17 protein-coding genes are annotated in these 23,421 nt (G+C 44.5%); 7 read left to right on the top strand and 10 right to left on the bottom strand.

Annotated elements, in window-relative coordinates:
• Positions 1-9: 9 nt before the first annotated feature.
• From KQI32_RS03225 to KQI32_RS03215, 3 genes are read right to left on the bottom strand one after another with little or no spacing between them, the layout of a single operon-like run.
• On the bottom strand, positions 10-4,077 hold the full coding sequence (locus tag KQI32_RS03225) for a hypothetical protein (RefSeq protein WP_216423943.1): 4,068 nt from the start codon (positions 4,075-4,077) through the stop codon (positions 10-12).
• Positions 4,070-6,808 carry an S-layer homology domain-containing protein gene (locus KQI32_RS03220; protein ID WP_216423942.1) on the bottom strand — a complete coding sequence of 913 codons (2,739 nt, stop codon included), beginning with the start codon at positions 6,806-6,808 and terminating at the stop codon, positions 4,070-4,072. Before KQI32_RS03220 ends, KQI32_RS03225 begins: the two co-directional genes overlap by 8 nt.
• Positions 6,805-9,324, bottom strand: coding sequence for a copper amine oxidase N-terminal domain-containing protein (locus KQI32_RS03215; RefSeq protein WP_216423941.1), 2,520 nt, complete (start codon positions 9,322-9,324; stop codon positions 6,805-6,807). Before KQI32_RS03215 ends, KQI32_RS03220 begins: the two co-directional genes overlap by 4 nt.
• A gap of 323 nt (positions 9,325-9,647) precedes the next feature.
• Between KQI32_RS03215 and KQI32_RS13560 the strand changes: the two genes are divergently transcribed.
• Positions 9,648-10,655 carry a LacI family DNA-binding transcriptional regulator gene (locus KQI32_RS13560; protein ID WP_177691269.1) on the top strand — a complete coding sequence of 336 codons (1,008 nt, stop codon included), beginning with the start codon at positions 9,648-9,650 and terminating at the stop codon, positions 10,653-10,655.
• Positions 10,656-11,064: 409 nt separating this feature from the next.
• Here KQI32_RS13560 and KQI32_RS03205 read toward each other — a convergent pair whose 3' ends face one another.
• Both KQI32_RS03205 and KQI32_RS03200 read right to left on the bottom strand, forming a co-directional pair.
• Positions 11,065-11,838, bottom strand: coding sequence for a YesL family protein (locus tag KQI32_RS03205; RefSeq protein WP_177691729.1), 774 nt, complete (start codon positions 11,836-11,838; stop codon positions 11,065-11,067).
• 19 nt (positions 11,839-11,857) lie between these two features.
• Positions 11,858-12,397 (bottom strand): cob(I)yrinic acid a,c-diamide adenosyltransferase, encoded by a 540-nt coding sequence (locus KQI32_RS03200; RefSeq protein ID WP_216423940.1) that lies wholly within the window; start codon positions 12,395-12,397, stop codon positions 11,858-11,860.
• Positions 12,398-12,684: 287 nt separating this feature from the next.
• Here KQI32_RS03200 and argC point away from each other — a divergent pair, with 287 nt between their 5' ends.
• The 3 genes from argC to KQI32_RS03185 all read left to right on the top strand — a co-directional run bounded on the left by argC (position 12,685) and on the right by KQI32_RS03185 (position 15,266).
• Positions 12,685-13,725 carry an N-acetyl-gamma-glutamyl-phosphate reductase gene (gene argC / locus KQI32_RS03195; protein WP_216423939.1) on the top strand — a complete coding sequence of 347 codons (1,041 nt, stop codon included), beginning with the start codon at positions 12,685-12,687 and terminating at the stop codon, positions 13,723-13,725.
• 27 nt (positions 13,726-13,752) lie between these two features.
• Entirely contained in the window at positions 13,753-14,637 is an 885-nt protein-coding gene (gene argB, locus KQI32_RS03190; RefSeq protein WP_177691732.1) for an acetylglutamate kinase, read from the top strand.
• 182 nt (positions 14,638-14,819) lie between these two features.
• A complete protein-coding gene (locus tag KQI32_RS03185) occupies positions 14,820-15,266 on the top strand; it encodes a rubrerythrin (RefSeq protein ID WP_177691733.1) in 447 nt (148 codons plus the stop codon).
• Positions 15,267-15,398: 132 nt separating this feature from the next.
• Here KQI32_RS03185 and fusA read toward each other — a convergent pair whose 3' ends face one another.
• On the bottom strand, positions 15,399-17,465 hold the full coding sequence (fusA, locus tag KQI32_RS03180; RefSeq protein ID WP_216423938.1) for an elongation factor G: 2,067 nt from the start codon (positions 17,463-17,465) through the stop codon (positions 15,399-15,401).
• A 160-nt stretch (positions 17,466-17,625) separates the two neighbouring features.
• The gene (locus tag KQI32_RS03175) at positions 17,626-17,904 is read right to left on the bottom strand and encodes a YlmC/YmxH family sporulation protein (RefSeq protein WP_253291009.1); all 279 of its coding nucleotides are present in this window, start codon (positions 17,902-17,904) and stop codon (positions 17,626-17,628) included.
• A gap of 237 nt (positions 17,905-18,141) precedes the next feature.
• Between KQI32_RS03175 and KQI32_RS03170 the strand changes: the two genes are divergently transcribed.
• Positions 18,142-20,118 carry a hypothetical protein gene (locus tag KQI32_RS03170; protein ID WP_216423937.1) on the top strand — a complete coding sequence of 659 codons (1,977 nt, stop codon included), beginning with the start codon at positions 18,142-18,144 and terminating at the stop codon, positions 20,116-20,118.
• 116 nt (positions 20,119-20,234) lie between these two features.
• On the opposite strand, the gene KQI32_RS03165 is transcribed toward KQI32_RS03170, so the two are convergent.
• A complete protein-coding gene (locus KQI32_RS03165; RefSeq protein WP_177691038.1) occupies positions 20,235-21,200 on the bottom strand; it encodes a biotin--[acetyl-CoA-carboxylase] ligase in 966 nt (321 codons plus the stop codon).
• 158 nt (positions 21,201-21,358) lie between these two features.
• Here KQI32_RS03165 and KQI32_RS03160 point away from each other — a divergent pair, with 158 nt between their 5' ends.
• Together KQI32_RS03160 and KQI32_RS03155 are read left to right on the top strand one after the other, a co-directional pair.
• Entirely contained in the window at positions 21,359-21,643 is a 285-nt protein-coding gene (locus KQI32_RS03160; protein WP_177691036.1) for a DUF2508 family protein, read from the top strand.
• A complete protein-coding gene (locus KQI32_RS03155; RefSeq protein ID WP_177691034.1) occupies positions 21,627-21,902 on the top strand; it encodes a pro-sigmaK processing inhibitor BofA family protein in 276 nt (91 codons plus the stop codon). Before KQI32_RS03160 ends, KQI32_RS03155 begins: the two co-directional genes overlap by 17 nt.
• A 47-nt stretch (positions 21,903-21,949) precedes the next feature.
• Here KQI32_RS03155 and KQI32_RS03150 read toward each other — a convergent pair whose 3' ends face one another.
• Positions 21,950-22,618, bottom strand: a complete 669-nt coding sequence (locus KQI32_RS03150; RefSeq protein WP_177691032.1) for a PHP domain-containing protein — start codon at positions 22,616-22,618, stop codon at positions 21,950-21,952.
• A gap of 178 nt (positions 22,619-22,796) precedes the next feature.
• Positions 22,797-23,333: a CDP-diacylglycerol--glycerol-3-phosphate 3-phosphatidyltransferase gene (gene pgsA / locus KQI32_RS03145; RefSeq protein WP_177691030.1), complete on the bottom strand. Its 537-nt coding sequence runs from the start codon at positions 23,331-23,333 to the stop codon at positions 22,797-22,799.
• Positions 23,334-23,421: the final 88 nt, after the last annotated feature.

Genomic DNA, 23,421 nt, shown 5'->3' with positions numbered 1-23,421 from the left:
TTCTACCTCCTATTCCGCACTGTCCGTAAATTCAACTACAACACCATAGTTGCCGTAAGCATAGGTGCCTCCGTATGGCAAAGAAATATTTTGTACACTCTCTCCGTCAGCAGGCAGTGTGACGTTCTTCTTATATACATAACCGACCCTTAAAATCGTATCTGTCCTGCCATATGAGGTTCCCTCAACATAGCTTGCTGTTGTGATTTTCAAATCGGTTCCGTCTGCTTTCGTCATCTTCTCCCAGCCATTCGCGGCGTTTAAGCCAGGATATGCGGACGCACCGCCGACACCGCTTCCGTTGGTTGCCAAAATCACATAGATGTTTGCACTGCGGTTGACATCGAAACTTAACCAACCCTCGCTTTTGCTCTGTTTAAAATTATCCGTATCCCAATCACTGAAGTTGCATTGCAGATAATAGCTGTTTGCCGAGTTCACTGTAAATCCGTCCAGGTTCGCCCATGTATGGATATCCCATGTAGAGCCTGTATTAGACCATCTCTTCGTCCCTATTCCAAAGCCTTCTATCAAATTCGGCATAGATGCCGCAGACTGGATATTTGTCACCTGGCCGGGAAGGGCTTCTTCCGCTCCGCTTTCTTTCCACTGCACCAGGACGGAATACATCAATCCGTCTCCGTAGGGTCCAAGAATTCCCAAATCAATGCTCTTGATTTCCCCCGGAGCTACGGAAACCGTCTTTTTGTATACATTATAATTTTTGCTTGTCGAATTGGAATATAAAACTTTTACAGGATCTCCATTTTTATCAGTCACCTGCTGATATCCGTCTGTTGTAAGCCATTTCATATAATCTGTTCCCGGCGCGTAACGGCTCATCACATAAATATCAGCCGAATTGTTAATTGTAAAACTCGCCCATGTTTGTTGGGTTTTTGATGTGCAGGTTGCATTTGTCGCATCGGAATTCGCTGGCTGAATCGCAGTTGTTCCATCCAAATCCAGTCCACCCCAATCCCAAAAAGCGATATCGGAATCGCTGTACACCTTTGTTTTTTGCGCCTTCACATCCTCCGCAATGCTCCAGTTAGAAGGATTTTTTTCGAAAACAATTTGATTCTTTTGATCCGCTTTTTGTGTCAGATGCAGTGTGTAAACCTTGCTTTTGCCATCTTTCGTTACCGTAATCGTTGCATCCCCCGGAAGACTGCTGGGTTTGGACAGGGTTACTTTCGCAGTGCTATCGGCCGCTGTCCCCAGAATCTCCGTATCCAAAGATTCTACTTCCACGTTATACTCTGTAATATTTGCATCAAATCCGGAAATTGATTCGCCGCCGACTGTAATGCCCGAAAGACTCAGATCGGGTTCTGCAGCATCATCAATAAATTCTACAATTACATTGTAGTTGTATGCTCCCTTCAGACCACCGTATGTCAGAGAAACCGTTCTGACGTTTTCTCCTTCGCCCGGAACGTCAAAAGTCTTCTTATAAACAAAAGCAGATGTATATTTTGCGTAGTAGAGGCTTCCGGTATTGGCATTTTGTGTTTTGATGCGGTACAGACTGTCATCCGCTTTCTTCATCTGTTCCCATCCGGCAAGTCCGGGGAGATAGTCAGCGGATCCATAAGCATTGCCCCCTCCATACAGAACATATACATTCGCGCTGCGGTTGATATCAAAAGTGATCCATCCTTCGCTCTTATCCTGCTGATAATCTGCAGGAGTCACAGCGTTTTTAAAGGCGGTTTGAATGTAATAACAGTTATCCGACTGGAAAGTAAGACCGTCCATGTCATCCCACAGTACAGGATAATCCGTCCATCTTTTTGTGCCGGTACCAAAGCCTTCTACCAAGGTAACCGCATCTGGTCCAGCTGTTTTAAGATTTGTAACTTTTGGCTCATATGTCTTTTGAATCAAATGCAGAACATAAATTCTATTCTTTCCATCTTTCGCCACCGTAATGGTTACGTCACCCGGCAAGCTCTCCGGCATCGCAGATACCGTCACCACAGCACTGCTGTCCGCCGCTTCTGCTGTAATGACAGAAGAAGGGGCAACCTGTACATCATTATATTCCAAAGTTTCCGCATCAAAGTCAGGAATTTCGCTGCCGTCAATTTTAATATTCTTTAGGTTCAAATAACTGGTATCCTCCAGCCATTCCACAACCACAGAATACATCCTATTTCCATATAACCCCATGTTCTGCAAGGCAATCGTAGCCGTTTCGCCAGGCTCAACATGGAAGGTTTTTTTGAATACGGATTTCGCCTCTCCGGCAGCATCCTTCACAGTGCTTGCATCTGTATAATCTCGTACCTTTTCCCAATTTTGAAGCCATCCCATATATTTTCCGTTGCTCGTCGGGTTCAAATTGTTGACTATATACACATTAGCAGACTTGTTGATACGGAACGTAATCCAATCCATAGCAGCAACCGATTGCCCGCTCTCCGGTCTCTGAATATTGAACAGCGGATTACTCCAGTCATCTCCGTATGGTGCAATGTATGCCGCTCCCTCAAAAGGCAACCCGCCGAAATCAGCATACGCCCGATTGGTGTTATTATAAAACATAGGGGTTCCGATTTGCAAATCATATCCAATGGTATAATCCCCGCTGCTTTCATACTTGAGCATTTTAATTTCAGGTTCCAATTCCCCTTCTGCAATATGGAGGGTATAGACTCTGCTCTTGCCGTCCTTAGAAACGGTGATCGTCGCATCCCCAGGCAGAGCCGCAGGTTTCTGAATATGAACGGATGCCGCGCTGTCCACTGCCGTTGCTGAAATTTCATAATCAGCAGACGGAACAAAAACGTCATAGCTCAGCTTTTCCGGAGCAAATCCTTTCACTGTACTGCCGTTTATTTTAATATCCGTCAAGTCCAAAGCGTCCGCTTTCCATTGGACAGCAAAGGAATATACCGGTGTACCGCTGATATCTCCCATTGTTTTTGCACTGATCGTCACCGGTTTTTCCGGACTTGCGTCAATATCCTTTTTCAGAAGAAATAATCTGGATCGCATCCATTTATCCGAGTTAACAGTCCATGCATTCGAAGCATTTTTGGTATCCGGTTCCTTTCCGTCCGTGGTCATCCAGGTCCAGCCGTCCGCCAGCCATCCGTTCACAAAATTCTGACAGCTGGTTCCAACATACCCTGTAGTTGTTAAATAATAGACCGTCGCCGGTTTCTTTATCGTGAATTCCAGCCATCTTTCCGAATTATTTGATGTGTATAGTTTACTGCCGGTCCATTTATTGTAGCTGGGCTGCAAATAGGTGGAACCAGCCAGCCCGTCCGGCAGAGCCAGGCTGAAATCCGCATTGTAATCACTATAACGGTAAGTATCCGAATTCATATTTTTAACGATATTGATTTCGCTGACATCTCCGCCCGCAAAATAGTCAACCGTAAGCGGCTGCCCTTCAATCAGATTGATCGTGTACGTAAAGATTTCTTCTCCCTCAAAGCCTGACTGAATAACCAGCTTTCCAGGAATAGAGCTTGGCTGTGTCACCGTAACCTTTGCACCCTCCACCACAGTTGTCACATCCACATTCAGCGGCAATGCCGCTGCATAAGGCGCCTGCACATTGTTATAAGTATCAATATTTTTGTCGAATCCTTTGAGTTCTTCGCCATTGATTACAACAGACTTGACTTTTCCTTCATCCCCCGTAGGAAAGATTGCAGATTCTGCTTCCAAATGCATAGAATTATAGCTGTCAAATACCATAATCTTGATAAATTTATTGGTTTTATCCGAACAGTTCAGCGGAATTTCGACTGTTTTTGTCTCTCCGGCATCAAACGGGATATCATCCACATAGCTGCTGGACGCCACATTGTAATAATCCGGCGTTCCGTCACACAGAAGCGCCATGATAAGAGGCGTCTGCGCTTCGGTTGCCTTCAAAGCGGCCTTGACCGTCATATTACCATTTTGAACACTTCCGATATTGCTGCCGTCAGCGAATACTTCTAAATTGGTTATTGTGAAATTCAAAGTGTCATCCGCCGCAAATCCCATCATACCAAAGGACAGTAGGATAGAGATTGCCAGCAGGACACTGATAGCGCGGAATGTCTTATTCATAAACAATCACCTCCTGAATCACACCGCGGTTTGCACGCGCGATAACAAACTGCCCCGGCTGAGCATTGCTTCCAAAACTCTCCTCACGAATACCGCCGATGTCAATGGTTGAAACCGTTTCCCTGCCCAAGTTCACTTTATAGGCAGACACATCCTTGTTTCCAATCAGAGAAAAGGTGGAAACCACTCCGCTGTTCGCCATAGCCAAGGTAACCGCATCCGTTCCGCTGTACCGCATCGTCCCGCTCAAAACCTGGAACTCACGGGTATCTCCAACCCCATTCCCCTTGGAAGCAAGGTTTTTCTGTATATCCATGTCTTTGGATGGTTCAAACAAAACACTGTAAGTTGCCAGTTCCCCCTGTCCGTTCGTCTCATAGACAAACAGATCACCGAAGTTCAGCTCTCGGATATTTTTTGATTTTACCCACATAGCATCTACCGGTTCATCAGAGATAACGGCGCTTTCCTCCACGCCATTTTTCGTATAATAAATTTTATCCTTTGTATCGCCGTTCTTATCTATTACAGTAGCCATTCGTTTCATGATGCACAGAGGCTGATTCGGTGATGTGATGTCAGAAGAGGTGCCCTGCTGCATCAGAGAGACAGTTGCAACCCCTTTCACTCCTGCATCATAAAATTTTACATTGCTGTAATTTCTATCAGTAGACAGCATGTTTACTCCCGCCTTACAATCCTTCTCCACTATTTTTCCGGTTTTATCCAGCGGGATGGCAAATGTCACCATATTTGTTGTACCCATACCGTCTATGGAGCCATAGTTCGGCTGAAAAGAACTCGTCTTATACATATTCAGAGTAAACATATTTTCATAGTATTCCGGATTGATCGAAATCGTCCTTTTTTTGCCCTCTGAATCCGTAATGGTATTCCCCTGACGAATATCAATCGCAAACCGGATAGCTGTCACCTCTGATTTGGAATTTGTTTCGTATACAATCAGGTCGTTTGACAAGCTTTTCAGCTTTTCTGCCACCTCTTTGGCAGGTATTTTCTCGGATATTTCCTCCATGTGATAGGTCAGCGTGTCCGTGTCCGGCACAGACACGCCCTCGTAAACCGTCACCTTATCCGCCAAAGTCATAACGGAAAAGGATCCGCTCACTGTGAATACCTTTATTTTTACCGAATCTTCAATACCTTCTTCCGCCATCACACCCGCCACATAGGCATAGTTTTTATCCAGGGTAATATCCATATCCACAGCATAACCATCCGCATTCAGATAAACCGTTGCCGAGCGCCCGGCGGAAACCTTATCCCTGGCATAAAAATCATAGGACATGGGATACCTTGTGCCGTTCAATACAAGATTTCCGTTCTTTTCATTGTCAAATTCCTGAATTTCCCCTTTGACCGTTTTATCGCAAACGATAATGCTGACGCTTTTGCCATCACCGGAAACCGCATAGGTGACAACATTTCCCGCCGCGATATCACTGAAACCGATTTCCTTGCCGTCCTTCACAATGGAGATGTCCATATCGTTGTAATCATTACTCAGGTCCAAATAAGGACTGCTGTTTACCAGTGAATTTTCCAGATAAAGATATTTGTTTTCCAAATCTACACTGCGGACAATGTCGTTCGCTTCGGAAATGACAAAAACAACACCGTATTTTGCAGTAACATTTTTATCCTTGTTGTTGACAAATAAAATATTCCCTGTTGCCGGAAGGTTTGCAAGTACTTCCAAGTCATAGGCAATGGCTTTGCCGTTTAACAGAATGCTGGTTGTGGCATTGATATCCAAGGTACGGTCTTTTCCGCTCTCTTCATCATAGAAAATGAGCTTTCCATTTTCCGTTCTTAGATCACCGCCGCTTAAATCCAGCGTCATCTCTTCGTTTTCAAAATCCGTGATATACTTAATTTTCGGGATTTCCTCTCCCTTTTCATCTAGATAATAGCATTCCGCGCGGTAACCTAAGTAAGAAGCCGCATTGGTTCCGTTCACATCAAAACGTTTGCCTTCCATGATAATATTTCCAGCCGAGGCAGGCTCTGCTGTATCATAGATCGAGGAGACACTGTTCTCTGTCACAATTCCAGTCTCTCTGGCCAGTCCAAGGAATGACAGGGAGGTTTTATCCCTGTTGATCGTGAAGGTATTGTTGTCACCAAAGGAGGATTGTTCCACGATACCGATATCGAAGGTATTGTACATGAGTTTCGCAAAGGCCGCTCGGGTGATTTCCCCATTATAGTCCGTCACGCCTTTTAAGAAATCATACTGCAGCGCCAGACTCATATACTGGGCAACCGTTCCACCCATAGGGTCAGCCTGGTTATCATAGCCCATGGCACGCATCAGCATGATGACCGCTTCCATCCCCGTCACTTTGTCTGACGGCCGAAAGTAGCTGTCTGCACCGCGGACAAGCCCCAGCCGTACAGCTGTGCTGAGCAGCGCATAATTATCATCGTAAGGGGATACATCCTTGAAATACTGCTGAGAACCGGATGCAGATATCTCCGTATTCTTCAGCTTTAGAATATACCGTACCGCGTCTTCTCTGGTCAGCGGTTCATTCTCAAAAAAGTCCACGCTGTTCTCACTATCCATTAAACCCAGCGCTTTGATGACTTTTACCGCATGTGCATAAGGCTGGCTGTCAGCAGCCGAAGCTGATACACCCGGCAGAGCTGCGGAGAGCAGCATCAGAGCTGACAGCGCCCCGCAGAGTAATTTTTTCATCCTCATCATTCGCCCCTCCCGTTAAAATAATTCTTCGCATAAGTTAATACATCCTGTTCGGCAATGGGATCGAAAGCAGTGCCGTCCATATTCATAACAATAATACCGCTTTCATCCCAGTAGACCTGTTTCTGCATCAATTCCATAAAGGTGCGCACATGGAAGAACAGTCTGTCGTTCTTCATTTCCAAAGGCACCACCAGATTTTTCGTTTCGCCGTTGACCAATATCTTATATTCTCCGGCCGCTGCTTTGATGGTCGTATTATTATTATAAACCATCGCGGTCTGCTCATCATCATTCCAGCTTACTTTCATTCCCAGAGTCTGTGCCATAAAACGCAGCGGAACCATCATTTTATCCCGGTCTACATAGGGAGCAATTTCCGCGTCTTTGTCGATCGCATTTTCCGCACCGTCTATGATTGCCGTGTTGGAACCGGTTTTCATGATAAGCTTTCCGCGTATCACATAGCTGTTGTCATTGCCCCGGATAACCGGAAGCATCGTGATATGATAACCCTCGCCGATATAGTAGAAGTTTCCGTCGTCTCCTACAGCAAATTTATACCCCATTGATATGCCGGTATCCCTGTATTCCATGGTTTCCGGATCGATAATTAGAAGCTTGCCGTTCGGTGCGCAGAACATCAATCCGGACAACTCATCAAAGTACATCGTATAAGGCTTCCACACCTGCATTCCATTATAAAAGTCATAGGAGCCAGTAATCTTCGACTGCCTCACTTCCAGGGTGACCGGATCCAATTTCGCCATTACCCCTTTCGCCATTACCCAAAGTGTTCCGTCGGGAGCTACCTGAAGACCTGTAATTCCTTTGAGCGGAGTGCTTATGCCATCTACCCTGAACGTGATATCTTTCTCAATCTCTCGTTTCTCCATATCGAAGATTAAAATATGAGCGTCATTCTCCGTCGGATTGATACCCAGTCCTCCCGATACAGAAGTTCCTACATAGAGTTTGCCATCCCTATAAGCCAAACTTTCCACCATCTGTTTTGCAACCATGTCATAATGACTGACCTGATCGGTTTCCGGATCGTATATCGTCAAAGGTGCTCCTAAAATACCGTAATCCGGAACACAGCCGGCAACGATTTTATCGCCGGCGGTGAGCATTGCAAAAGGCCTGTCAAGACCTTTTCCCATAGAGCCCCAGATACGGGGATTGTTGTTGGGATCATTCGGTTTGCTGACCGGATAATAGGGTTTAGTGGTATCCAGTATGTAGAGCTCCGCCTGCGTATAGTTTCCAAAATACATTTTGTCGCCCAGCACGGTAATGCCTTCCGGCTGCGCCATATGGAACAGTTCAATTTCCCTGGTTTTCAGATCCACAGCCGCCGCCTTGGTGCCCATATATTCCCCCACATAAAACCGTCCGTCAGGGCCAAAACAAAAATCTCTGGTCTCACTGGGAACCCCTTTTAACATATTGACATAACTCTTTATTTTCTGCGTTTGAAAATTTACCAGATAAAATCCACCGCCGTATTGGATATTGAACAGGCTTTTCCCCGGGAAGTCCGGATCGTTTGGTATTTCAACCCATTTCGTTGCCCTCTGGTAGGATCCCCACGGCAGATTTTCAAATTTTTTGATGCTGTGATCCACCATGCTGAAACTGTGATAGTAACCGTCTTTTAAAAAATAGAAAGAACCGTCTAAGATATCTGAAATATACTGCCCCTTTACACCGGCAATCGGCTCATCCCATTTCTGGTTTTCAAAATCATAGACCGTAAGCTTTTGACTGCCGTCCAGATAGTTTGCGAAGCCAACCAGAAGGTTATCCCTTACAAAAAGTTTATCATAATTTTTGATGTCAGCGGATGGATAATCCACTTTTCCGGTTGATCCGTTTTCCGGATTCAGCGTATGGATACAAGAATCTGTCATCCCCGTAAAATAAAGCGTTCCCTTGTGATAAGCAAGAGATTGCAGATACTGCTGTCCAGACACCTGGTTACCATAATCGGTGAACTTTTCCGTTTCCATATCGAATTTCACAATTTTCGCACTGGGCATGGTTCCCATATAGATATCATTATTGTCTCCGTATACCATGGAGATACAGGCCCCCTCGCCTGCAATGGAACCATAATCCGTAATGGTTTTCGTCACCGGCGAGTATTTGTATAATCTGCATTTAATATAAGAGCCGAAATAGACATCTCCATTCGCCGTCGCCTCGTTCTGCCAGGCCGCAGAATCCATATGGGGAACCTCCAAATAGTTGATCAGCTTCCCTGTCTCCAAATCCACAATATTCAGAAGCGTCGGAGAGCCGGGAACAACCGTAAGCCCCACCGGTTTTCCATCCTGGATCGTCACCGTGCCTTTTACAAGGTTCGTATTTTCCAGTGCAGTACCGTAGTCATAAGGACTGCCGAAGCTGATGTCCTCCAGCTTCTGTTTTGCTGCTTCCGTGTCCGCCGCTCCCGCCGGCAGAACAGTGCTCAAAAGCACACTCACTGCCAAAAATAATCGCAGCACCTTTTTCATTGATTTCCCTCCCATGAATCAAATAATAAGTTTGTGAAAAACATAACGTAAACGTTTACGTTATAAATAAAAAAATATTTTTCACCTTCCAAAATAGTTCTGAGCCTGTGTAGTTATCAACATTTTGTTTGTGAAAAACAGCAAAATAAGCCAAAACGTAATCGTTTACTATGTTGATATTGTACCACGTTGTGCATTAATTGTCAACTGATTATTGTGATAAAGTCATAAAAACAAAAGAGCGTTGACATAAATATGGGGTTATGCTATAATAATGCTGGCGAAAACGTTTACGAAAAATACCAAAGAAAGTGGGGGCAGCTGTGAAAAAAACTTCCATTCAAGATATTGCACAAAAACTAAATGTCAGCGTTGCCACGGTTTCCCGCGCTCTGAACAACAAGGAAGGCGTCAGTGAAGAAACCCGGTCGAGGGTGCTTGAAGAAGTATATAATATGAAGTATCTCTCCAACTCCGCAGCCCGCAATCTGCAGGGACAAGTCAACAAAAATGTTGGCATTTTTATCAGTTCCCGCTATGAAGATCCTATTTTGCCTGATAGTCTTACCAAAAAAATGATGGGCATCGCCAGGGTAGCCGGCGAAAAGGGGTATACCATATCTCTTTTCTTTGAGGATTTTAAAACCGATAAAAATAAAATATGGGAGCTTATCAATCAAAACGATCTGTGCGGAATCATTGCATTAAACACGATGGATAAACAAGTGTATAAAATGATATCCCACTATGAGATACCTTTTGTTTCCGTCAACTGGTATTACCGCAGCGTAGATGTCGGTTTTGACGCAAAAAAATCTGCATGGGTACTGACCGACTGGCGCGCCGCCATAGAGATGTTTCTGGAGCATATGCTAGAGAGAAATTACAGTGATATCGGCGTGATTAACTGGCAGGACGATATAACCAAATCACCTGAGTACAGCGAAATTATAAAGGAGCTGTTTGAGCAATACCATATCACAAACGGTACAATCTGGAATACAGACATTTTTCGCACAAAAAAACAGCTTTACGAATACCTCGATGCGCATCCCAAGCGCGCTTATATCAGCATGTTTTATAAATACGGCTTTTGGATTCTGGACTATTGCCGCGAAAGAGGGCTTCGTGTTCCCGAGGACGTAGCGGTAACAATTTACGATTACGTAGCCATGTTTGAATATATGAACCCGCGGATCACAGGGATCATTCAACCGACAAAAAAACTTGGAGAAAAAAGCATGGAGCTGTTGATTGAATTAATAGAAGGAAAACCATTTTCAAAAAGTGTTAAGGTGGAACCGCTCTTTGTTCCCGGCGAAACAACTTAAGCATAGAATACCGTATTCGAACCCGCCGCAACCAACCAAAAACGGAATTTTTCTTTGTTGTCGGGCTTGTCATACGATGGTATGCCTGCACCCTTTCGCCTTGAAAACTTCTCGTTTTATGATTGCTTTCGGTTTGCAATTTTTTTGATTCGTTTTTTCGTCAGGACGAGGAAAAAGCACAGGGCATACTTGGAGTATGCACGAGCATTTTGACGATGTAATGGCGGAAAAACGTTCAAAAAAACGGGTTCGTATACGGTATTCTATGCTTAAGACTGTTTCTGCCGCTGAAAAGCGGATTTGATATGTTTTTTTCTAATTATCTTCTCCCGGAAAAGGCCTTGGCTTATCCAGCCAAGGCCTTTTCTCGTCCCGTATTTTCATAATAGAAACAGCTTGCTTTTCATTCCTATTTTTCTTCCTCCGGCTTTTTATCCGCCCCTTCCATATTTTTTCGGATCGTTGGCATCACGGAAAAAACCGACAGAAAGGCAGGCATGGAAGTGCCGATAAACACCGCTGCTATCACGCCGAAAACAGCAAACACTCTAGGATCTATTCCAGTCAACCCAAACATCGCAGACAGAAGTGCACTCAGGAAGTAAACAACAGCAAATACAATCGCCAGGACAAGCAAAAACGCCACAAAAATAAGAAGATTCATCGGTAGGCGGATCAATGCGAAAAGAAAGCCATTTTTCAGAAGTGCCGGAAAAGAAAGATCGTAAGTCACCATCATGGGCCAGATATAAAAATTCATAATCGCCGTCAGGATGGAAATCACCAAAAGCGGCATGAAAAAATTTTGCAGATGCGCGAGCTCTTTCACATTAAAATTCGCAATAACCAAAAACATCGAATAGCCTACCAGCAAATTAATCAGCGACATCAGAAACCCCTGCAGCAGATTCTTTCTGAAATGCTCAAAAAAGTCGGAGGCCACAAAGGAATGTTTTCCGCTTTCCAAAGTCTTAAGCACATAGGTATATCCCGCAGTAGCGGGACCGATCGTGATTACTGGAATGCATAAAACCAGATAAAGAACATTGGCAAGCAGTATCTTTCCATATTTTCCAAAGTATTCTGTAAAAAACAGCAGAGGACGAACCAGTGTTTTTGCGTCTTTTTCAACACCTTTCCCCGCCTTGCTGTAACTACCTTGATTAAAACTGAAAATCCCCATTCTCCTACTCCATTCTCTCTTAAAATTCAATACCCTCTCTGGCGGATATTCCCTGATCATAGGGATGTTTCACCGCCCGGATTTCCGAGACATAATCCGCTTTTTCTACCAAGCTTTCCGGTGCATTTCTTCCGGTCAGCACCAGTTCTACATGAGGATTTTTTTCCTGCATCAGCCGCAGCAGTTCCTCTTCGCTGATAAAGCCGGCATGTACAGCCCCAATGGCTTCATCCATGACGAGCAAGTCACAGCTGTGTTTCTTTGCCGTCTGAAAGCAATATTGATAGGCTTTTAAAACCTGTTCTTTTAACGCTTCCTTTTCTTCCTCATTCATATCCCATAAAAATTTATGGCTTGTCTCGAAATATTTTACCTCAATTCGTTCGTCAATTGCCCGCAGCATGGCAATCGCCTTGCACTCTCCACTCTGTGAAGACTTCAGAAAACGAACGATTTTGACTCTCAAGCCAGCGCCGAAAGCGCGGATCGCAAGACCGCACGCAGCAGTGGATTTTCCCTTGCCGTCACCTGTATAAATATGTATCAAACCAAGTGGCATGGCTTTTCTCCTTTCCTGATACAGTTCTGCAAAAACACGGCGGCTCCGCAATTAAAAAAAGATGATTATAAGTTTATTTTTATATTATACTATAAAGAAAATAAAAATTCTACACTTTTTATTCATTATTCATGATTTGTTTACCCTTTTTTTCGTAATTTTCGACAGGAACATACTTGAATTTTTATTCATTAAGATGTATAATTAGTAAAACAAATAAGTAAGCTTTTGAAAGCCGAATACAATATCGGCTTCCGATCCCAAATGTTTGAACGGAGGAATGTACCATGATAAACGTTTCTGTTCTGGGCGCCACCGGCTATGCCGGAATTGAATTGGTTCGCCTGCTTGCTTCCCATCCGGAGGCCTGCATAAAAAATCTAGTTTCCCAAAGTTTTGTCGGTGAAAAAATTTCAAAAATATATCCCAACTTTAAAAATGTACTGGATATCGAGTGTACTGCTCTGGATACCAAAAAAATCGCAGAGGAAAGCGATGTGGTATTTACCGCTTTGCCTCACGGCGCGTCTAAAACGGTTATTCCAGACCTGTACGGATACGGGGTAAAGATTATCGATCTGAGTGGCGATTTCCGCTATAATGACGAAAAAGTTTATGAAGCTTGGTACGGGGAGCCTCATACGAATCCAGAATTGATGAAAAAAGCGGTTTACGGTCTTTGTGAGCTTCACCGGGAAGCAATCAAAAAGGCGGAGCTCATCGGTAATCCGGGTTGCTATACCACCTGTTCCATCCTCGGAAGTGCTCCCCTGTTTGCCAACAAGCTGATCCAAACCGACTCTGTAATCATAGATGCCAAATCCGGTGTGACCGGCGCAGGCCGTTCCACCTCACTGGATAACAGCTTCTGCGAATGTACAGAAAATATGAAGGCCTATAAAATCGCGACACACCGCCACACTTCTGAGATTGAACAAGAGTGCTCTCTGCTGGCGGGCGAGGAGGTCACCCTCTCCTTCACTCCCCATCTGATTCCCCTGAAACGCGGAATTTTGGCCACCATCTATGCGAATCTGTCCCGAAAAGTAACGGAGGATGAAATTCTTGCCCTGTACAAAGAATTTTACAAGGATGAGCACTTTGTGCGGATATATGATAAAGGAAGCCTTCCGGAAACCAATCACGTGGCTGGATCCAATTTTGTGGATATCGGCGTTAAAATTGACCAACGGCTCAATCGGGTAATCGCGGTGTCCTGTATTGACAATCTGATAAAGGGCGCGGCAGGTCAGGCTATCCAGAATATGAATCTGCTGTTCGACCTGCCTGAGGAAATGGGTATTTCCAACCCGGGATTTTATCTGTAACAGAATGAAAAGAAGGAGCGTAAAAATATGAATGACATGGAGCTTTTGATCAAAAAGGCAGGTATACTGATAGAGGCCCTTCCCTATATTCAAACCTTTGCCGGCAAAACCATCGTGGTCAAATACGGCGGAAACGCGATGATCAATGAATCGTTAAAGAATGCAGTTATGGAAGACCTGACACTTCTAAAATATATCGGCTTAAATCCGATCCTGGTACACGGAGGCGGTCCTGATATTACGGGCGCCTTAAAAGCACATCGTGTGGAAAGCAAATTCATCAATGGCTTGCGGGTTACCGATGAACAGACGATGGAGATCGCGCAAATGGTGTTGGTAGGAAAGACCAACAAAGAGATTGTGGCTCTTCTGAATCAGAAAGGAGGACGCGCAGTCGGCTTGTGCGGCATTGACGGAAATCTGATTGAATGTGAAAAATGCTTCACCGAAGTGGACGGAAAGCAGCAGGATATCGGTTATGTAGGACAGATCACGAAAGTGAATACCAAAATTCTGAAGCACATGACACAGGACGAGTATATTCCTGTCGTTGCACCGATAGGCATAGGCCCTGACGGGCACAGCTACAATATCAATGCGGATACGGTAGCCAGCGCTGTAGCCACTCATCTCCATGCGGAAAAGCTGATCATGCTCACCGATGTGGAAGGAATCCAGGTAAACGGCGAGCTTCTGTATTACAGCCATAAAAAAGAACTTTTGAACCTAATCAGCCAGGGAGTTATCACAGGCGGCATGATTCCAAAAGTTTCGGGCTGTCTCGAGGCACTGGATCAGGGAGTCGGTTCCGTACATATCATCGACGGGCGGATTCCTCACTGTCTGCTGCTCGAAATCTTTACCAAATCAGGAATCGGCACTATGATTGAAAAGGAACCGCACAAATTTTAAACATTGTTTTTCTGCCAAAGAGGCTGGCGCAATTCGATTCAAAATCGTTTTGCGCCAGCCTCTTATTGGATCATTCGCAGGTAGCCAAACGAACAAACCACAGAAATACGCATATAATGTTACGGAACAAATAATCATTCGCAATAATGCGGCAGAACAAAACCGGAAAGGAGGTCTTTTGTTTGAAAAATTCCCGCCCGGAAATGGCCGCTTCCCTGCCCTACTGCCTGAATTTAATACGCAATGGGGTATATGCGGAGTATCATAACCGAATGCTTTACGAGTACTTACTAAACAATACCCCGGACGAAGAGAATAAAAATATTCTAACCGGCATTCATAACGAGGAAACCGCGCATGGAAAACTGCTGCGCCAGCTCTATTTCAATCTGGCCGGACAAACGCTTCCACCCCCTAAAAAAGGATCTTTTTCCCCGCCTGCTTCTTACTGTGACGGACTTTCCCGTGCGCTTAACCGTAAACGGGAAGCCATTGCCCGCAGTCATCAGACCGCCTGGTGCCTTTCCAATATCAATCAAGCCATGCGGATGGCGGACATTGCCTCCGACGAAATGCGGCACAGCCTGCTGTATCTCTATCTCTACCGAAACAGTCAATGCAGTGTATAAAAGAGAACGATTGGAATGCCTGGAAAATATCTCTCAGAAGCCGGAAGGCTCCCCGCAAAAGGGAGCCTTCCTTTTTTCGTTGACACAAAAATATCCTATGGCGGCTCAGCCGCCATAGGAATTCTTCTTATCCTAATCTTTTTTCGATTCTTCTATAATCTTCTGCGCCACATTGGCGGGTGCTTCCTCGTACCGGACAAACTCAAATTCAAAGGATCCTCTGGCCTGGGTCATGGAGCGCAGATCTATGGCATACTTATGCATTTCAGCCATCGGCACCTCTGCGTCGACCTGCTGTATCCCTTTTCCGATCGGATTCATACCCAGAATTCTTCCGCGGCGCTTATTGATATCGCCGATGACATCCCCCATATAGGAATCCGGAACCAAAACCTTCAAAGAACCGATAGGCTCCAGCAAAACAGGCTTTGCCGCCTCTACTCCCTTTTTATAAGCGATGTGTGCCGCCATCTTGAAGGCCATTTCCGAAGAGTCTACCGGATGGTAAGAACCATCCAGCAGAGTGGCTTTCAGGTTCACTACGGGATATCCCGCAAGAACACCGTGCTCGATACACTCCTGCAAGCCCTTTTCCACAGCAGGGAAATAATTCTTCGGTACACTGCCGCCGAATATTTTTTCTTCAAAAGTAAGCCTTTCCTGTTCTCCGGGTTCAAACTCAATCCATACATGCCCGTACTGTCCATGCCCGCCGGATTGTTTTTTATGTTTTCCCTCCACTTTCGCCTTGCCGCGGATGGTTTCACGGTATGCCACTTTTGGCTCCTTTAAGGTGACGGAAACCCCGTAACGGCTGGCAAGCTTATTCACGATAACATCCAAATGCTGTTCTCCCATCCCGGAGATGACCAGCTCATGAGTTTCCGTGTTATTCTGAAAAGTAAAGGTTGGATCTTCCTGACGAAGCTTGGAAAGTCCGCTGCTGATCTTTTCTTCATCGCCTTTTTCCTTTGGAACAATAGCAAGGGAAAGGGTTGGTTTTGGAAAATCAAAATATTTCACCTGTACTTTATTGGAAGGTGAACAAAGCGTATCCCCTGTCTTGGCAAAAGGCATTTTGGTGACTGCGCCGATATCTCCGGCAACCAGTTTTTTCACCTCGGTCTGTTTCTTGCCTACCATAGTGTACAGTCTGCCTATTTTTTCCGCTTCTTCTTTCCGGACATTATAAAGCTGAATATCCGGTGTTATGGTACCGGAAAGCACTTTGAAATAGGAAAGCTTGCCGATATAAGGATCAACCAAAGTCTTGAAGACAAACAAAACCGGCGGCTCTTTCTCATCACACTTGAGAGCAATCTCCTCATCCGTGCCAGCCTTGAAAGTCTGGCGCTGCGCAATCTCATTCGGCGCGGGGAACAGCTCTACACAGGTATCAAGCAAACGCTTTACACCGATATTGTGGGTGGCGGATCCGAATAAAACCGGAACGAGAGAGCAATCATCCACACCTTTACGGACGCCTGATATAATCTCTTTGGGTGTAAACTCTTCGCCGCCAAAATATTTTTCCATCAATTCTTCCGAGGTTTCCGCTACTGCTTCAAACAACATGTCGCGTACCTTTGCAACCTCACTTTCGTACTCGGCAGGAATATCCATCGGATCGTTTCCGCCGGGGATATATCTCCGAGCCTCCATATGTATCACATCGATAAACCCGATTACTTTCCCGTTTTCCCGGATCGGAATAAAGAACGGGGCAATAGATTTCCCAAAAGTATCCTTCAGCTGATCCACCACTTTGGTAAAATCCACATTTTCTTCATCTATTTCATTGATAAACAGAATCTTTGGAATGCTATGCTTGTCAGCGCGCGCCCAGGCTTTTTCCGTTCCCACCTGAACACCGGCCTTTCCGCTGACCATAATGATGGTTCCATCGGCGACCGAGCTCCCCTCCATCATTTCACCGATAAAATCAAAATACCCAGGAGTATCTATAATATTAATCTTACAATCATTCCACTCAATGTTTGCTATGGAAGTATTTACAGAACTTTTCCGTTTGATTTCTTCCGCGTCAAAATCCATTGTGGTGTTTCCATCGGCAACCTTGCCCAGACGTTCAATTGCTTTCACATTGTAAAGCATCGCTTCGACCAAATTCGTTTTGCCCGTACCGCCATGTGCAATCAGACAGATATTTCTGATTGCAGATGTGTTGTAATCTTTCATATGTTTTTCCTCCTTGTAGTAGTAAAAATAGGATTTTAGACAGAACTATTGAAAGCCCCCAAAACTCCTTATATATAATTTCGCCGGATATCAAGAAATTCCTGCTAACAAATCATACAAATTTGAAGTTTTTTTTGGTGCATTTCCACAATAAACAATCCTATTTTTCGTAAATATGCTCCTTTTTATCCAAATCAACCAAGATGATATCATCCCCGATCTTCTTGATCTCCTTCCATGGGATGACATAATCCTCATATTTTCCGAAAAGACCGAACATTTTTGTCTCGCCGGGCACAATGATAGAGCCGATCTTTCCTGTTGCCAGATCCACCTCCACATCATACACAAAACCCAGCCGCCGCCCATCCGAAATATTGATTACCTCTTTTTTTTGAATTTCCGATGCCCTGTCTATGGTAATCACCTCCAAATCCAATCCTGTATAATCCCATCCTATTCATTTTTTCCACAAAATATGTGAAAAGCACTTTAAATGCCTTGAATTTTATATCCGCACATGATAAGATGAATGATGAAAAATTCAATAAGGGACTGCGCCCTGAATGCAATTGTTTCAGTGGGAAATTATACCCGCCGCTGAAAAAAGCAGGCTGTGCTCAGTTCTCTCATACTCAGGATTTTTTTGAAAACAAAATAGTTAGGAGAATGTGAAATGAAAATGGCAGCAAAGGTGTCATTCTGTTGCCGGGAGAACAATGATCTGTACCGGGTTTTTGTCTCCTGCGGATTTGATGCCAAGCGGGGCGAATGCCTCGAAACGCTGGTTCAGGAAGCCGAAATGGGCAGCGGCGTCCTGGTGCTGGCAGACTCCTATCCCTATCTGGATACGGAAATCTCTTCCGGTGTCTTAAAACAGGCGGAGGAAAAAAAGCTGAAACTCTATGTGGAGTATCCGAAGCGGTTTGCGGGTATGAACTTCGGCGCGCCGACGCCTACCGTGGCGGAACGGGTAATTGTCTCAGACGGCTTCTTCGCTGATCTTCCATGCGGTTCTATTCTGATGGCCAACGATGTGTTTTTTCTTCCCTCTGAAAATGCAGAAAAATCCCATCTGCTGATTGGAAAAGTGGCTGGATATGATACGCTGGCTTTCGGTTTGCCGGATGAGGTTTATCCTGCTTTGTATCAGCAAAGTGAAAATGTCATGATCGCCACTACTTGTCTCTCCAAATTTGTCACCGGACGTTTTTCACCTGCCAAAAGTTGGACTGCTTTGTGGAAAGAGATTATATGCTGGTTAACCAGCGGAGATGTCCGTCCGCAGCTGCGCTATGAACTGACTGTACGCGCGACTTACGGAAAAGAAGATTCGCTGCCCCAAAGCTACGAGATGGATACGGCAAAGCGCAGTTATAACTGGTTCAAGGATTTTATGGTAGCCCAGGAGGAACACGGCGTAGGCACTTTTGAAGGTTTCATGTCCAAAATTGAGTTTGACGGACATCAGCGGGTACATAACGTGATGCGCTGTGATTGTATTATGGAAAGTTCCTTGGTATTCGCTCTGGAAAGCGTTGCAAACCATAATCCAAAGGCAGATGTTATCTTCAAAGAACTGTTGAATTACGGCTTCTCGGATGAATTTTTTATCGATGACAAAACCAGTTCCGAATATGGTTTCTTAAACTGGTTTAAAAATAAAAAGACCTTTTACGGGGACGACAATGCAAGAGCGCTTCTTGCGGCAATGTGCGCCAGAAGCGTGACAGGAGAAACCGCATGGGACGAAAAAATATTGAAATGTATTCTGGCAAACCTGCGGACCTCCAACGACAAAGGTTTTAAGGAAACCGTTCTGACAAGTGAGGATTTTAAGGACGGAAAGGACTGGCGGTACTATTATCATCTGGATCAGGAATTTCCTCCCCGCCCCCACTTCCAATGTTATGTCTGGGCAACCTTCCTGTGGGCATATGAACTGACAGGTTATACAGAATTTTTGGAAAAAGCAAAAAGCGGATTGAAAATTTCAGTGGACGGCTTCCCGGATACTTGGCAGTGGACGAACAGTCTGACCGCTGAAATTGCAAGGCTGATCCTTCCCCTTTCTTTCTTAGTAAAAGTGGAAGATACGCAGGAGCACAGAAGCTGGCTGAAAACGATGACGGATGCGTTGGCAAAACAGCTGGTGGAATGCGGTGCTGTACTTGATATGTTTGGTGATGTATCCAAGGGTACCTACCCGCCCCCACAGTCCAATGAAGCATATGGCACCACCGAAGCTTCCCTGGTGCAGAACAACGGAGATCCTGCCACGGATCTGCTCTACACAACAAATTGGGCTTTCCTGGGTCTTCACGAAGCGGCGGACGCCACCGGTGATCCGGAGCTGAAACGCATGGAAGACAAGCTTGCGGAATTTCTCTGCCGAATCCAGATCAAGTCCGACAGCCATCCGAATCTTGACGGTGCCTGGATGCGCAGCTTTGATTTTGACAAGTGGGAATATTTCGGCAGCAGTGCCGACCGTGACTGGGGCGCCTGGTGTGTGGAAACAGGCTGGACGAACGCCTGGATCGCTTCGGTGCTTTATCTTAGAAAGCTCAACCGGCCTCTTATGACCGACGAAGCAAAAGAGAATTTCCAAAAAATCGCACCGGATATCATCAAGGAAATGATGACAGAATAAATTTTATCATAATTCGAAAAATGAAATAAGATAAAAATGCCAAAGATTTTCATCTTTGGCATTTTTGTTAAATATAAAAATACAAAGAATTCTGTTTTTCTGCTAGCACGAAAAACTCAATTCTCCAGCTCCCCAGACATTACCGTTATCTCTGTTTGATCCGGCAGTTCCACCAACAGTCTGCCGTCTTCATCAACCCCGATAATCTTTCCCTCATACAAAGTTCCATTGCTCCAAACCCGTCTTTTCGTTCCAATGGAAGAAAGCTTTTTCCGATAGTTTGCAATCATCTCTTTTCTGCATATCCCGTCCGCATAATAAGCTTCAAAACAGTTCAGTATTCCAGCAATCACATCTGCACGGCAGACATTGCCGCCAATAAGCATTTTTATCGATATTGCCTTATCTAATAGCTCTCCCTGAAAACAGGATTGATTAACATTTACTCCGATTCCGACGATCACCCATTCCACTTTTCCGGATTCCTGTTCTACCGATGCTTCAGTCAAAATCCCGCAAATTTTTCTGCCATTTACAAAGATATCATTCGGCCATTTGATATCTGCTTTTATTTGGAAATCTATTTCAAGGCATTCTGCAACCGCCAGCGAGACTGCGGCGGTCAGCAGAGGCAACTGCCCCGCATACAGTTCCGGCCTCAGTAAAAAACTGAAATAGGCTCCTTCTGTGCCGTCTGACAAAAAGGTCCGGTTCATCCTGCCCCGCCCTCCAGTCTGTTTTTCCGAGACCAAAACAAAACCGTCTTCCTTTTCAAATGCAATACGCTTCAAGTCCGTATTGGTAGAATCAAGAACGGGAACCACCTTCATATTTTCTCCGAATTTACCGCTTCGCAGCCGCTTGCGGATCTCATATACGGAAAGGATATCCTCCTTTTCAACAGGGGAATAACAATACCCTCCGTTCTTTATGCTTTCAATTGGATACCCCTCGGCCTTTAATGAATTCACAGCTTTCCAAACAGCGTTGCGCGAGATCCCCATCTTCTGAGCGATTTCCATACCGGATATCACATTATTTTTTTCTTTCTCCAAAAAAGCGAGGATTCTATATTTCGTCATTCTTCTCACCTCTTTGTCCATTGTAACATGGCAAGCTTCCACCGTCAATCAATGGTTTCTTTTTGATCCTAGGTAAAAAGATAGGAAAACTTGTTATAAAATTGTACAAACTGGGCATAAAATACAATAAGAGCCAAATAGAAAAGGATGGTGAATCAATGCTGGAAAAATACAATCTGAAAGCGCTGTTTATAAAACCACAGATGAGTGAGGAAGAAATCCTTCGCAAAAACATTAAATGGGCCTTAAAAGAACTGAACTTCGCAAGACAAAATTTTGATATGGTCGCAGGTGCGGAAAATGTGGAACTTGCAATCTATGAACTGAATGCCGCTGAAAGAAGATATCAAAACCTGATGAATCAAGCGAAAAAAGCTGGTTTTACAGCTCAATATCATTCTGAAATGGAAATGGGTGGTGCGCAGGATGGGATCACAGGTTGATTTCGGCAATATCGGCATGCTACTTTTGGTAATCTCGGTTACCTTAATTGTTTTATTTGTATTTTTCAAACCAATCTTAACTTTATCAAAGTTTGTGTTAAGAGGCCTGTGTTACAGCGTTTTGGTCTTTTTATTTAATCTGGTGACACAGGCCTTCTCCTTCACAGTCGGTGTGAACGCGGTAACAGCGATATGTTATGGATTCTGTGGTATATACGGCGTTATCGGAAGCTATTTATTGCGGCTGCTGTACATATGAAAAATACGGAAGGCCTTGCTGCTGCAAGGCCTTCTAATCGAAAAACATCATCTAATCGAAATATACTCAAATGCTCCATTTTTCAGTATATTTTTCAAATCGAATAAATTGCAGATCCGGTTCTGTGTCCTGATACCGCTTCTCCCCACATCTTCTATCTCATGACAATCGGAGCCGGCGCATACCAGCAGTTTATTCTTTTCCGCGAACTGAGCCGCTAACTCATTATGAGAGTTGTGCCGCGGGTTTCCGTTCACCGCCTCCACACCGTCCAGAAGCCTTGCATCGGCCCGTTCCATCTCTGGACGAAACGGATGCGCCTGAAAAATAAGAATGTCATTTTGATCAGCAATCTTCCTCAATTCCGGTAAACTTTTGGCATATAAATCCGGATGGTCGTATAAAAATTTTTCGTTGATACCAAACAGCAGATATTCATTGACGCTTTCATCCAAACACAATTCAGCTCCCAGCAACACATCCATTCCGAGCTGCTCTCCCTCCGCTTTTGCAGCATGCCATCCGCGGAGAAAACAGGAGATATATTCCTTCCAGTTTTCAAAACAGTGATCACGGATATACCCCCTCTTTAAATGATCCGTGATGCATAGCCCGCTATAGCCTGCTTCATGATATAACCGCACGGTTTTCGCTGCCGAAACATTCCCACAGGGGCTGACTTCTTTTGTATGTACATGGGTATCAAATAAGAACATAAAACCAATCCTTTCCGAGATACTTTTCAATGCGTTCCTCTATCTGAACGTGAAAAATATGTAACGAATAAGCAATCGCCATAGAATAATTTAACTTCTATGACGATTCTTTTTTTGTATTCTTTTATCTTATAGAACCTTGCGTTTTTCTAAGAGCGTCAAAGCACAGTTCATTGCTTTATTTCTTTTTTTTCACCATATGAATAAAATCTATTCCATAGATGATGAATGCCAGGATGGAAAACGCCACAAAGGTACCGCAAAGCAACTGCTTCACAGCCGGACTGATATCTTTAAAAAGCATGATAACGGTAAAGACTACAAAATAGATCACACTGGCCAGTTTACCGGCCCAGTTTGCCTTGACAACGGTATCCTTGGTGAGCAGATTCGCCGCACCAATCACCATCACAATTTCCTTGGCAAATAAAAAGATGGGCACCCAAATCAAGCTGGGCTCAGCCACCGCTACACAGACTGCGACAACAATCTGCATCACTTTATCCGCTAGAGGATCCATAATCTTTCCAAAATCGCTGACGATTTGATACTTTCGTGCCAGATAGCCGTCCAGCGCATCACTGAATTCAGCCAGCAGGAAAATACCTGCAGCAATCATTCTTCCATTCTCCAAAGGAGAGAAAAAGAAAATAGCAAAAACAACCACCAACACAAAACGAAACACCGTTATGATATTCGGTATATTTTTATTCATAAGCGCTCCTTTGAACAAAGCGCCATGCAAAGATGCAGCATCCACGCTCTGTATCTTCCTATCACACACTGAATTTGCCTTATGTCTC

The sequence above is a fragment of the Acetivibrio sp. MSJd-27 genome (assembly GCF_018918095.1).
Classification (GTDB): Bacteria; Bacillota; Clostridia; order UMGS1840; family HGM11507; genus HGM11507.
Note: the sequence above shows the minus strand (reverse complement) of the source record. Positions and strands in the feature narration are given on the sequence as shown.

What these genes read in the sequence shown, in the direction of transcription:
- KQI32_RS03220 (WP_216423942.1), bottom strand. Translation starts at nt 6,808, where the DNA reads ATGATGAGGATGAAAAAATTACTCTGCGGGGCGCTGTCAGCTCTGATG.
- KQI32_RS03225 (WP_216423943.1), bottom strand. Translation starts at nt 4,077, where the DNA reads ATGAATAAGACATTCCGCGCTATCAGTGTCCTGCTGGCAATCTCTATC.
- KQI32_RS03215 (WP_216423941.1), bottom strand. Translation starts at nt 9,324, where the DNA reads ATGAAAAAGGTGCTGCGATTATTTTTGGCAGTGAGTGTGCTTTTGAGC.
- KQI32_RS03170 (WP_216423937.1), top strand. Translation starts at nt 18,142, where the DNA reads ATGAAAATGGCAGCAAAGGTGTCATTCTGTTGCCGGGAGAACAATGAT.
- KQI32_RS03155 (WP_177691034.1), top strand. Translation starts at nt 21,627, where the DNA reads ATGGGATCACAGGTTGATTTCGGCAATATCGGCATGCTACTTTTGGTA.
- KQI32_RS03160 (WP_177691036.1), top strand. Translation starts at nt 21,359, where the DNA reads ATGCTGGAAAAATACAATCTGAAAGCGCTGTTTATAAAACCACAGATG.
- pgsA (WP_177691030.1), bottom strand. Translation starts at nt 23,333, where the DNA reads ATGAATAAAAATATACCGAATATCATAACGGTGTTTCGTTTTGTGTTG.
- KQI32_RS03150 (WP_177691032.1), bottom strand. Translation starts at nt 22,618, where the DNA reads ATGTTCTTATTTGATACCCATGTACATACAAAAGAAGTCAGCCCCTGT.
- KQI32_RS03200 (WP_216423940.1), bottom strand. Translation starts at nt 12,397, where the DNA reads ATGCCACTTGGTTTGATACATATTTATACAGGTGACGGCAAGGGAAAA.
- KQI32_RS03205 (WP_177691729.1), bottom strand. Translation starts at nt 11,838, where the DNA reads ATGGGGATTTTCAGTTTTAATCAAGGTAGTTACAGCAAGGCGGGGAAA.
- fusA (WP_216423938.1), bottom strand. Translation starts at nt 17,465, where the DNA reads ATGAAAGATTACAACACATCTGCAATCAGAAATATCTGTCTGATTGCA.
- argB (WP_177691732.1), top strand. Translation starts at nt 13,753, where the DNA reads ATGAATGACATGGAGCTTTTGATCAAAAAGGCAGGTATACTGATAGAG.
- argC (WP_216423939.1), top strand. Translation starts at nt 12,685, where the DNA reads ATGATAAACGTTTCTGTTCTGGGCGCCACCGGCTATGCCGGAATTGAA.
- KQI32_RS03165 (WP_177691038.1), bottom strand. Translation starts at nt 21,200, where the DNA reads ATGACGAAATATAGAATCCTCGCTTTTTTGGAGAAAGAAAAAAATAAT.